General features: G+C 50.4%; 7 protein-coding genes. 4 read left to right on the top strand and 3 right to left on the bottom strand.

From position 1 onward, the window contains the following. The first annotated feature begins 290 nt into the window (after positions 1–290). Both NE562_RS07035 and NE562_RS07030 read left to right on the top strand, forming a co-directional pair. Positions 291–986 carry a Fic family protein gene (locus tag NE562_RS07035; protein ID WP_280961703.1) on the top strand — a complete coding sequence of 232 codons (696 nt, stop codon included), beginning with the start codon at positions 291–293 and terminating at the stop codon, positions 984–986. Positions 987–1,150: 164 nt separating this feature from the next. Beyond that, a complete protein-coding gene (locus NE562_RS07030; protein ID WP_280961702.1) occupies positions 1,151–3,688 on the top strand; it encodes an S-layer homology domain-containing protein in 2,538 nt (845 codons plus the stop codon). Between the two features lie 96 nt (positions 3,689–3,784). On the opposite strand, the gene NE562_RS07025 is transcribed toward NE562_RS07030, so the two are convergent. From NE562_RS07025 to NE562_RS07015, 3 genes are all read right to left on the bottom strand, one after another. Next, positions 3,785–6,433, bottom strand: coding sequence for an S-layer homology domain-containing protein (locus NE562_RS07025; protein WP_280961701.1), 2,649 nt, complete (start codon positions 6,431–6,433; stop codon positions 3,785–3,787). A 163-nt stretch (positions 6,434–6,596) separates the two neighbouring features. Continuing rightward, positions 6,597–9,368 (bottom strand): O-antigen ligase family protein, encoded by a 2,772-nt coding sequence (locus tag NE562_RS07020; protein WP_280961700.1) that lies wholly within the window; start codon positions 9,366–9,368, stop codon positions 6,597–6,599. Between the two features lie 166 nt (positions 9,369–9,534). After that, on the bottom strand, positions 9,535–10,659 hold the full coding sequence (locus tag NE562_RS07015) for a glycosyltransferase (protein WP_280961699.1): 1,125 nt from the start codon (positions 10,657–10,659) through the stop codon (positions 9,535–9,537). A 178-nt stretch (positions 10,660–10,837) separates the two neighbouring features. On the opposite strand from NE562_RS07015, the gene NE562_RS07010 reads away from it, so the two are divergent. After that, a complete protein-coding gene (locus tag NE562_RS07010) occupies positions 10,838–12,214 on the top strand; it encodes an undecaprenyl-phosphate glucose phosphotransferase (RefSeq protein WP_280961698.1) in 1,377 nt (458 codons plus the stop codon). A gap of 30 nt (positions 12,215–12,244) precedes the next feature. Continuing rightward, positions 12,245–12,817 (top strand): HAD family hydrolase, encoded by a 573-nt coding sequence (locus NE562_RS07005; RefSeq protein WP_280961697.1) that lies wholly within the window; start codon positions 12,245–12,247, stop codon positions 12,815–12,817. Positions 12,818–12,820: the final 3 nt, after the last annotated feature.

Raw genomic sequence — 12,820 nt, 5'->3', positions numbered from 1 at the left:
CAGCAAACATGGTGAACGCGCAAGCGAACGCCAGTACCAGTGCCAGAATCTTTTTGAAATGGCCTGCAAGGGAATAATTTATTCGATTGAACCGATATGTTAAAGATAAAACCTTGGTTTTTCTAATTTATTTGAAAATTTAATGTTGGTGTTTTATAGACTCGCTTGTTAGTTTGGAGCAAAATTGGTATAATGAAATTATTCAGTATTTCAAATCATATAGCAGACCGTAAATAAAGGAGTTTTCAATGGATAATCTAATACTTAAAACGCTCCGAGAGGAAATGAGCATGAACTATCGCGGTGGGTTATACCATAAAACTCAAATACTCATGGCGTACAATACCAACCGAATAGAAGGCAGCCAATTATCCGAAGACCAAACGCGATCTATTTTTGAAACAAATACACTTTTTTCTGAACAAGATCAAGCGGTTAATATTGATGATATTATTGAGACCCAAAATCATTTCCAGTTATTTGACTTTATGCTGAAGAATGCTGAGGAACTACTATCTTCAAACCTCATTAAGCAGTTTCATAAGCAGTTGAAGCGCGGCACATCAGATGCTCGTAAGAGTTGGTTTAAAGTAGGCGACTATAAACTCTTACCAAACGAGGTTGGCGGACACGAAACAACTGCGCCTGACGATGTGGATTCTGCTATGGAGCATTTGTTATCAAAATATCTTGCAAAAGTGACGATTACAATAGAGGATATTGTTGACTTTCATGCGAAATTTGAAGCGATTCATCCATTCCAAGATGGTAATGGGCGCGTCGGTCGTCTCATCATGTTTAAAGAATGTCTTAAATATAATATTATGCCGTTTATTATTGATACACAGCATCAAGCTTTCTATTATCGCGGTTTGCAAGAATATCAGGCAGGACGCGAAAAGGGTTACCTGATCGATACCTGTCTTTCGGCGCAAGACCAATATGAAGCTATTTGTAAAAAGCTGTTGCCTCCAATATCGAAGTAGTTCGACAAATCTACAAGTTTATATAGCAAAAGAAAAACTCCATGATTTGTTTCAAATTTCGGAGTTTTTCTTTTATTCCGCGATGTACAACAGGATAAAATTCATATGTAGGCCATTTCAAAAAGATTCTGGCGCTGGTACTGGCGTTCGCTTGCGCGTTCACCATGTTTGCTGGTGCTGCGTTTACAGATGAAGCTGACATTAAGAACAGCGAAGCCGTAGACGTTTTGTCCGCGCTGGGTGTCATCAATGGCTACAAAGATGGCTCTTTCCAGCCGAAGGGTACGATCACCCGTGCTGAAATGGCAAAAATGATCTACGTTCTGCGTACTGGCAGCGATAACGCTGAAGCGTACAAGAACACTACGACCAAGTTTGTAGACTTGAACACTTCCAAGAGTGCTTGGGCCGCAGGCTACATCAAGTACTGCGAAGCGCTGGGCATTATTGCCGGCAAGTCTGCTACCAAGTTCGATCCTGACGCGACTGTAACCGGCGAAGAGGCCGCCAAGATGCTGCTTGTGACTCTGGGCTACGATGCGACTAAGGCTAAGCTGGTTGGTACCGGCTGGGGTCAGCGCACTACCGCTCTGGCAGACGAAAACGGCTTGCTAGACGAAGTAACCGATCCGCTGAAGCTGGCATTCAGCCGCGACGGCGCAGCACAGATGATGTTTAATGCAGTTGACGCTTATACGGTGAAGATGACCGACGGCGAGTACTCCAACATGAACATCATCGGCAACTACTATCCCACTATCGGTGAGAAGTACATGGGGCTGAAGAAGGCTGTTGGCACGCTGACCACCATTTCCAAAGAAAGCGGCAAAAATACTTTCAAGATTACTCTTGACCAGTCCGCTGACAACAAGGATGACAGCACCAATGTAGGCACCGAAGACAACAAAAAGTACGACTCCAGCTTCACCGCTGTTGCGAAGGATTACTCCTCGCTGCGCGATCTGGAAGTCAAGGTTCTGTACAAAGCTAAGGACAAGGTTTACGGCGTTTACGCGACCGAAGACAGCGACGTTCTTTCCGGCCTGCTCGGCGCTTTTGAAATCGACAGCAGCAAGCTAAAGTTCGACGGCAGCAAGTACAGCATTTCCACCAAGGCGGTGGTCAAGGAAGACGGCTCCTATAAGATCGGTTATGACACCGATGTAAAGCTGCGCAACTATGTTGATTCCGTCAAGGGTCTTAGCAAGACTTTCACCGCAACGACTCTGTCTGATAATGACAAGATTAGCCAACTGAGCGTTAAGACCAGTTCGATTGCTAAGGTCACCTATGTTGGTAAGGATTATATCAACACCTCCAAGGTATCCGGCGGTACGTTCGACAAGATTGATACGGATTCCTCCAACTATCCGTCCGACTTGAAGAAGGACGATTACGTTGTTGTTTACAACAAGAACAATTTCGCCGATGATAAGCAGCTCGTTGAGAAGCTTGATATCGTTGAAGGCAAGATCACCTCTACCAAGAATGGCATCAAGAATGACGATTACAGCGTTATGATCGACGGCAACTGGTACGAGATGGCTATGGACATCAAGGATGGCCATGCTGGCAATGAAGAGATCGCGCTGAAGGACACCGTGGCGGTTGTTGTAAAGAACGGCTACATCGTTTATGTTGACGACGCCAAAGCCGGAGCTACCGATGTAGCTCTGCTGGTCAAGGCGGCTCAGAAGACTTCTGCGAACGACGATGAAATCGAAGCCCGCCTGATCTTCCCGGATGGCAAGGACGAAGTCGTAATTGCTAAGAGCGAGGGTATCCTTGCTGGCTTTAATAAAACCAGCGAGAAGTTTGATCAGCTCGTTTCTTACAAGAAATCCGGCAGCAAGTATGTGCTGGAAGCGATTAGCAAGTCCAATCTGGCTGGTTACGACCAATTTGCCAAGGAGTCGGCTAACAGCGTTAAGAACGATAAGTTTACTGCGAAGTCCGATTCCGATTCCATCTACTATATCTCCAGCGACGCTACTGTCTATGTTAAGGCCAAGGGTGGCGATGATTATCAGGTTATCACTGGCTCCGCTCTGAAGAATTGGAAGGAATCTGCAAAGTTTGATTCGCAGGCTCTGTCCTCCAAGAGCAACGGTATGCAGTATGCTAAGGTTGTCTTCGCGGATCTGGGCAAGGAGAATATGTCCGGCGGCAAGGATATCACCTACGGCTATGTTGTCGAGTCCTCTCGCTGGATCTCTGAGGATGACACTGATTACACGACCACCAAGGTCTGGAACGGTACTGAGGAACTGACCCTGAAGGTTGAAGACGGCGATGCGTTGACCGAGGGCGATGTGGTAGAGTACTCTAGCAACTCCAATGGCACTCACGATATCGAAAACACTTATACGCTTGGCAGCAGCCTGACGCGTGGTGTTGTGACCGGTTACGATTACAACGCTAAGGATATTGAAGGCACGCTGACTGGCTATGTTGCCACCAAGAACAATGGCGACTGGGTTGCTTCGAGCACGGCGTTTACGCTGAACATCAGCAAGGATGACCACGACTCCGTAGTCCTGTTTGTTGATACGGATAATGCGGATGGTGCTACCGACGGCGAATTCCAGGAAGCTTCTGAGAACAACGACAATCAGAAGCTAGCGAACATTGCTTATGCAGTCGATTCGAATAACAACGTTAAGGTTGTTATCGTTGATACCCAGAATCTGTTCGCTAAGTAAGACAGTACAAAAAATTTGATTACTGCGCAAAAAGGGCCCCCGAGCATACACTCGGGGGCCCTTTTTTGCATATTATCTTACAATATAGAATGTGTTTTACTTATTGTAAGTAACTTCCGGATACATCTTGTTGTTCTCAAGATCGTAGAGGATAGCAGCTACGTCACCGTCGCTGTTCAGTACGATCCGAGCGTTGGTGTAGTAAGCGGTGCCTGCCGTATTCTCTTCAGCAGAGGACGGGACAGACTCAATGCCGCCTTCCATACCCTTGGTATCCTTGTCGTTGACCGCGATGAATACGCAATCCTCATCCAGCGTGTACTGCTGGGTTGCGCTATTCGCGTAGTAGAAGCTGATTTCGCCTTCCTTAGCGCCATCGAAGCCGGTTACTGCAACCGCGTAGCCCGGGTTGTAGCTAATCTGCTCGATGAAGTCGCCGTTAACCGTGTAGGAAATTAATGTGCCAGCAATAGCAGAGCCATTGACAGAGCTGGTGTCTTCATACAGGGTCTTTGCTCCGTCAGCAGTCCAAACATCAAACGCAACCTTCTTCTCACCGTTCTTGTCAGCCTGTGCTGCATCGGAAACAAGGTAAGCATACAGCGTATCCTTGCCGGAGCCAGGTACGTTATTGGACTGAGAAGCGGTCAAGGATGCTACCTTAACATAAGCAATGCCGTTGCTTTCCTTTGTCAGGACAGCGCCGGAGAACACGAGCGGATTAACCGTATCAGACCAGTTCTTAACCTGCTTGCCAGTCAGCACCTTGGTTTCCTTACCAGTCTGAACAAAGATGGTTGCATCATCCATAATAGACATGCCGCCGATCTTCTGCTTGTAATAAACACCGTTGGACGAGCCGCTCATAACGGACGGAGTCACATAGCTCTTGAAGCCAGCCTTGTTGGAAGAGCTAACGATCTTAACGTCATAAGTGCCGTCAGAGAGCTTGCTGTAAGTGACAAGCGAGCTGGCACTCGGAACGCTAGCGTCGTTATACATAACTTCGTCGCTGGAGGGGCTAGCCTTAACGATCTTGTTGCCGTCAACCTTGGAGATCTTAACAACTGCGTTGGTGTTGTCTTGGAAGTACATACGTGCATCCAGAGTGCCGGTATGCTCGCCGGTAACCATATCTACATCGCTGCCATCAGCCTTATTGTCGATAGCGGAGATATAAGCAACACTGGTCGATTCAGCAGCGGTTTCGTCTGCACTGACAACAAAATTGCCCACAACATACAGATCATAGGTGTTGCCTGTGGTAACAGAAACGCCCATATCGAGCGCAATCTTATACCAAGAGTCATTGATCTTTACTTCGTTGGTACGGGTTGCCTGAGCCTTAGCGGTAATCTTGTCAAGCTTAACCAGCGTATCCTTCGTGCTGGCGGTGTTGTCCCCGTCGATGAAGGCTACATATTCATCCTTGGCAATGCCTTCGTAAATATCGTCGTCATCGAACTTGAGTTGACCGACCGTATTGTTTACGTTGACAGCGGTCTTGGTTACAGAAGTAACCTTGCCTACCTTGGAAGGAACATAGGAAACGTAATCGGCCTTGCCGTCGCCATCATTGTCAATCAACTTAACCTGAGCAGCAACACCGTTAGTCGCCTTGGCAGCCTTCGTGGTCTTACCCATCGTTACCAGATCATTCAAAGAAACTGCCGTTGTGTCCTTATTGAACGCATAGGCACTCTGAGTGGTCAGGGTACGATTCAGCTTGTAAGATACGTCATTGAGCTTAACCTTATCGGTAGCCGTGCCATCCGTATCCAGACCGCCGACGTAGCCGGTAGCCAGAACCTTGGTGTCCTCGCCAGCATACAGGCCGTAGACCTTGGACTTATCATTGTCCTTGATCATGATCTTAACATCCTGACCCATCAGATCAGAGTAGTCCTTCTCAACACGGGTGAAGGTCTGACCGGCAACGGTTACCTTATAAGTATCGCGGCCATCTTCCTTTTCAACAGCAGTGACAATGTTGGAATTGGTCTTGCTCTCAACCGTGTCAAGCTTCATCCACTTCTTACCCATGGTCTCGTTCTTGGTAACGGTGACCCACTGGGACGGATTGTTCATCAGTTCGAGACCCTGCGTTTCAACCTTTACATAAGTGGAAGAATCAGCATCCCACTTAACGGTATCGGCATTCAGCGCGTTGTACAGAACCTGTGCAGCATCGTCACGGGTAGCGGCAGCGGTCACAGCGCCGTTAACGCCGTCCAGCAGGCCGTTCTCGTTTGCCAGAGCCAGCGTTTTGTTCTCCCAGCCATGACCTACCAGACCGGCCTTAGTAGCATCGTAACCCAACAGGGTCAGAGCCATCTTCGCGGTCTCGGAAACAGTTACGTTTTCCTTGGGCGCAAACTTGGTTGCGGACTTGCCGGCGATGATGCCCTGCGTCTGGCAGTACTTGATATAGCCAGCAGCGTAGGCGATCGAAGAGTCGCCCAAATCAGTGAACGTGCTGCTGATGGTCTTGTAGCCATCGGCATTATCGTTACCCTGATTGCGGATTGTGTAAATCATCTTGGCCATTTCAGCGCGCAGCACATTTGCCTGCGGCTTAAACGTGCCGTCCGGATAGCCCTTGATTACACCAAGAGCGTTGAGCATGTCTACAGCTTCGGTATTTTTGATATCTGCCGAATCGCTGAAGGACGCAGCACCAGCAAACATGGTGAACGCGCAAGCGAACGCCAGTACCAGCGCCAGAATCTTTTTGAGATTCTTCATAGGTAAGTTACCTCCTTAAAATTTTGGGATGTCTCCCTTTTACGTTGTCTATCGTACCATACCGTTTTCGCCCCGTCAAGCGATTGAATCGCGACGTAACACAGGTGTAATATTGCAGTGACCGGCGGGTCATTATTACCCGCCGGTCACATTTCACAAAAAATTATGCGTTCTCGCTGTTTCGTGTATACAGGATCCGATTTACTGTAGTGCCCTGTTTGACGCGTACCGCAATCGTCTTCTCAGTATCGCCATTCAGTTCATGATTGGTCTCAACGCTGTTTCCTGCAGAATCCAGCGATACAGGCGAGTCGCCAAAATACGCTTCCACACCAGACAGATCGCCAGACTGCACCGTCAGTCGATAATCGCCGTCGCTTTTGATCGTATACGTCAACTGCACCAAACTGTCTGTCTGCGCTGTAAACGAGCCATCGCCATTCCATGCAACCGCCCCTTCCAGCGTCAGTGCGCAATCAGGTGCACCGTCCACATCACAGTCAGCCGCATACGCGGTATCGATGACCATATTAGAGAAAATGTTAAGCGCCGGTTTTATTTCATATGGTTCGATCGCAGAAACCGCTAACAACTTGCCTACAAAGGTATTGTTTTGAACGGTCAGCATCAAATTATCCAGTTGCTTTTCGTTTAATGCACGTAGCTTTTCATAGGTGCCTACCATACGGTCCACATATTGTGTCTTATCCTGTAGCAACTGGACCGCGTTCATCTGACCGACCGGATCGATTATGCTTTCATAAATTTTAAACACGTTTTGCCAAACCATCGCATCGGCTCTGACATAAGCCGCGCCTTTATCCAACGTGTCCAGCGCATCAGAAAACCGACCGGTGCTCGCATAGTACTGTGCCAGAGGAACTGCAATAGAGTTTGACTCTGCCTTTTGCAGATCAGCGGCATATTTATCCGCCACGCCTTCTTCATCACCGCCCGAGAGCAGATAGGAAAGCTTATAGTCGTTCGCTTCAAAGAAGTCGATCGCCGCGCAATTCTTGAGCGTGTCCAGCGTCAGATTTTCACCGTACATCGAGATCTGCGCAAACAGATTCAGGCCAAGCAATATAATAAAGATACTCGCGCCCGCGATCAGCGGCGCGCGGACCGCCGTTCCCTTATCCTTTTCCGGTACCTTTAAACGCAGGCTGTCGCCGCAGTACAGCGTAACAAGCGCCAGCACGGAGAAGAACATCGGCAAGCAACCGCCGACCGACCAGATGACGTCCGTCGTCGCCTGACCAAACATCTGTAGCACACACGCCGCAAGCAGCATCACGATCAACGGCTTTGCTTTACGGCTTTTCACAAAACTCCAAATCGCCGTACCGAGAACCGCCAGATAAGCGAGCAGGCCCAAAACACCTAGATTACAAAGCACCTCAACATAGTGGTTATGCGCGTGCTTAGTCTCATAATAGTAGTCCTGCACGGAAACGACGCCATTTTCAAAGCCGCCCAGACCACGGCCAATAATCGGCGAGGTCGCGAACAGGCGAAGCGCATCCTGTCGGTAAACACCGCGCTGCACAACGTTACCATTCGCGGAAAGGTCCTGAATACGGTCGGCGATGAAGGCGGGCAGCAGCTTGTAGCCCAGCTTCAGGTCGCCGCTCGCCGCGCCGCTGTATGCTGCGGTTTCAATCGTAACTCCCGGCGTACCGCCCGAAAAGGTGACAAATACCAATTCGCTGTTCTCCGGTACGGTGAACGCCACCGGCGCGTCGGAGGTCCCGGTCGCAAGTTCCGTATCGGTATTCTGAATCAAATTGTTCGTGTTCTTATAGGCCACGCGCACGTTTACAGGCGCGGAAGCCTCGACGGCAAGCGTGTATTCACCCGCCCCGAGGTCAGCGGTACGGGTGAAATCAGAGGTTTCACGGAAGGTGTAGGCGCCGGTCACATTAAGGCCCGCAACCAGATAAGCCGCTGCTGCCACGACCAGCACAGCCGCCAAGATCAGCATCAGCTTGCCCTTGCCCTGAAACGCCTCCGTTACGCGGGCGCGAACAAATACCTCCAGCAGACAGAAAACAACGCAGCCCGCGATCAAAACGATCAGCGGCAGCAACGATCCGGACACGGTGTCGCTAAAGCCGCGCGCCGCCACCATGCCGGCAGCCAGCGCCACTACCGCGGTTTGCACCAGCAGCAGAAACAAAGACATGCGGCTCTCCTTGGGGCAGAGCACAAGCATCAACACGCAGGCCAGTGCAAACACACCGAGCGAACCCATTGAAAACGCCAGCAAATAAGAAACCGTATTGACCGTCAACAAAATGCCGCAAAGCACACGCTGCCGGTTGGTATCCGCCGTCAAGGCGAGATAGAGCGACAGCAGGCAGGCCATCGCCATCAGGCCGCCGTAAATGTTCGGGTTGCCGAAGATGGTATGCAGACGCGCATAGAAGGACGCGCCTGTGTCGCCATAGCCGGCGTTCATCACGGTCATCAGTGCACGAAACGGCCGCATCAAAAGGTTGGAAGACGCCGCGTCGATCGACAGGATACCGACCGGAGCGCAAGCCGCTGCCAAAATTGCCGCGACACGCCGGAAAGAAACAGCGGATTCCTTCGCATACAGGGTGATGCCGATATAGAACCCAAATGCCGCCAGCACGCAGGAAAACTCCGCGATTGCGAATTTACCGGAGCGTGCATATAAGGTAGAGATACCGCAAAGCAGCACATAGGCAAATACCGCGAAGCCGACCGGTGTGAACAGCCGCTTGATGCGCTTTTTATCCGCAAAGGCTACCATACATAGGGTGACCGCCAGACTGACGAAGCCCACCACCTTTTCCGTCAAGTAGCTGCCATTCTGCGTGAAGGCGGTGACGAAAAACAGCAACGCCGCCATCAGTACGCAGAGCACCACCCCATTTTTCTTTTTAGCCTGTATCGGCTTCGTTGCCATATCTTGATTACCTCCAGAAAGAATTGATACGTCCTTCATGATAGCACTGCCGCAACGCTTAAGATTTTCTCCTGTGTCAAGCGCCGCTGGCAGTACCATTGTTTCCATGCAGTGCCTTTAGCCGCACTGCGGTTATTGTACCATATTTTATCCAATCGTGCAAAGCCTACTGTGAAGAATGCCCCGCAAGCGCGCTGCCGTATATTTCGATCAACTTGGGGTAAACCGTAGGCAAACCATAGCATTCTACCGAACGCCTTGCGGCTTGTCCCATCGCCGCGCGTTGCTGCACACTGAGCAAAGAACAAACCGCCTGCACAAATGCTTCCTTATTATTATAAGGAAAGAGCCGGCCGTTTTCACCGTCTATGACCAAGTCCTCGTGCCCCTTGATCCGACTGGCCACAACCGGCAGGGCACAGTGCATCGCTTCCATGAGATTAAAAGGCAGCCCTTCTATTCTGCTTGCGGAAACAGCGAGATCGGCAGCGTGATAGCACATTTCCACATCGGACATAAACCCCGGACATACAACCCGCCCGCTCACGCCCAGTTCTGCGGCAAGCGAAACGCAGGCTTCCAGCAGTTCCCCCCGGCCCGGCAGCAGCAAACCGACGTTCTCCGGCAAGGAAGGCAGCGCCTCGATCAGCATCCGTTGATTTTTTCGCCCGGAAAACTCAGCGGGATATACCAATATCACTTGTTCCGCGGAAAAACCGAACGCCTTGCGAGCCGCGCTTCGCTGCTCTGCGTTCGCTGGCGCGAATCGGGAAAAATCCACCCCCATGCCGGGTGTTTGCACGATCGCTTTGCCTAAATGGTATTGCCTTGCGATCCTTTCATCCTGCCGGTTCATGGTCAGCACATAGTCGGTCACAGGCGCGCACAGCCGCTCAGCGCCCAAAAGCAGCCAGCGCTTCGCGCCAGCTGTCTCCGCGTCGAACAGATAGCCGTGCGAGGTATTCATCATTACGGTATCGCTCTTGCCCGCGCGGCGCAATGCCAAGCGGGTAAAAAACGCGGCAAGAGCGGTGTGTGTGCTGACCAGTGCATACCCCTCTTCTCGCATCAATCGCGCCAATATACCGGCAGCGCGAAAATTAGCGGGTGCGGTCATCTTTTTTTCAAACGGCAGCTCGATCAATCGACTGACGCCAGCCAGCGTTTTTTTTTCGCCCCCCGCCGCAGCGTGAACCTCATAGCCCTGCTCAGCAAACCAGCGCATATAGGGCTGGTGGAAGGTGGCTAAATGTCCAAAAGTGGAAGCCGTATACAATACTTTTTTTTTCACAGAAACCGAACGACCTCCTTTTTTTGCACTTTATCGCTTTAATTTCATATGTAAGTATCTTATCGCATCGTTTCTCCTGTGTCAAGGCAGGGTTTCCCCAATTTGCTATGGCTGTTTTCGACAGATTATGTTATACTGGGTATCGAATACAAAAAGCCTTTCAGGGGGAGGATTCGCCTTGGTTAAAGAAAATCAAACGCTGCTTAACCGCTTAAACGGCGTTACTGACGGCTTAATGCTCATTTTGTCCATGATGCTCGCTTACTTTATCCGTTTCTATTTTTTCCATGGCGAGCCGGGACATCTGGGGCTATCCTTTTATGTTTGCGCCATTTTGATAGCTCTGCCACTATTTTTGCTGTTATATGGCTTGTTCGGCCTTTATGAATCATTCCGCTCCAAAAACTTTATTTCAGAGTTCAGTCTGCTGCTGCGCGCGAACTTTCTTGGCGCGGGTGTGCTGATGGCCGCCTTCTTTATTTTAAATAAAATGCATCCTTCCCGTTGGGTGCTGATCGTGTTCTTTGTCATCAGCACGATTTCGGTCACCGCTAAGCGCTGGCTCATGCGCCGCATGCTGCGGTTTTACCGAAAAAAGGGGTATAACTTAAAGCATGTATTGCTGGTCGGTTCGGGCGAACTGGCGCAGGGGTATCTGGACGCACTCGCGCAGAACCGCGATCTAGGCTTTGAAGTAAACGGTTATATCGCCCGGCACGACAAGCTTTCCGGTCTCCCTTACCGAGGGGGATACGAAGCCCTCCCTTCCACTCTGACCCGCCTGAAGCCGGACGAAGTCGTTGTTGCGCTCGAGGCGGACGACTATCCTTATTTGGCAAAAATCATCGCTTCGTGCGAAAAAGACGGCGTCAAGGTGTCGCTGATCCCATTTTACACGAAATTTATGCCTGCGCATCCGGTGATCGACGAGATCGGCGGCGTTTCGCTCGTCAACCTGCGCCACATTCCGCTTGATAATATCGGCAATGCGTTTTTGAAGCGTACGGTCGATATCGTTGGTTCACTGGTCCTCATCGTTTTAACGTCGCCGCTTATGCTGATCGCTGCAATCGGCGTCAAGCTGACCTCGCCCGGGCCGATTATTTTTAAGCAGGAACGCGTGGGCCGCGGCAAAGAACCGTTTCAAATGTATAAGTTTCGTTCCATGCGCGTCAACGCGAAGCAGACGACCGGCTGGAGCCGTGATGTTGATCCCCGCAAGACCAAGTTCGGCGCTTTTCTGCGCAAATTTTCCATTGACGAGTTACCGCAGTTTTTCAACGTGCTAAAAGGCGATATGAGCCTCATCGGTCCACGGCCCGAGCTGCCCTATTTCGTCAATCAGTTTAAAGAAAGCGTGCCGCTTTATATGGTCAAGCATCAGGTACGCCCCGGTATTACCGGCTGGGCACAGGTGAACGGCTACCGTGGCGACACTTCGATCCAAGCGCGCATTGAGCATGATATTTATTACATCGAAAATTGGTCGTTGCTGTTTGATGTAAAGATCCTGCTTATGACACTGTCTCGTGTGGTCAATTCAGAAAAATTGTAAAAAAATTGCCCCCCAGAAAGGAGAGCACGCATGATCCGCAATATCATATTTGATGTAGGGCAGGTTTTGCTGCGTTTCGAGCCCCTCAAATGGCTGCATACGCTGTTTGAACCGGAACGCGCGGAAGCACTTTATCCAATCATTTTTGCTGGTCCCGAATGGCCGATGCTGGATTCGGGCGCGCTTACGGACGAAGAAGCACTTGCCCGCTTCACCGCGGCGCATCCCGAACTTGCCAGCGATATTGCTCTTGCCTTTGGCCGCTGGCCCGAATGCCTGTCCCTGATCGAGGAGACCGCCGCCCTTGTCCCCGCGCTCCGCGCGCGCGGCTATCATACCTATGTGCTCAGCAATTTCAGCCCTCGCTTCTGGCAGATCGCCCCGCAATATCCCGTATTCGAGCTGATGGATGGCATATTAGTCTCCTCTAACGAGCATCTTGCCAAACCCGACCCCAAAATCTACGCACGGCTCTGCGAAAAGTTTGATTTAGTTCCCGAGGAATGCTTCTTTATCGACGACATGCCGGAAAACGTAAAGGCGGCGAAGGAGTACGGGATGGAGGCAATAATGTTCCAAGGCTCTCCGGAACAACTGAAATAGCAC

The sequence above is a fragment of the Butyricicoccus faecihominis genome, assembly GCF_024462775.1.
In the GTDB taxonomy this organism is placed as follows: Bacteria; Bacillota; Clostridia; order Oscillospirales; family Butyricicoccaceae; genus Agathobaculum; species Agathobaculum faecihominis_A.
This window is presented reverse-complemented; position numbering and strand designations above follow the sequence as displayed.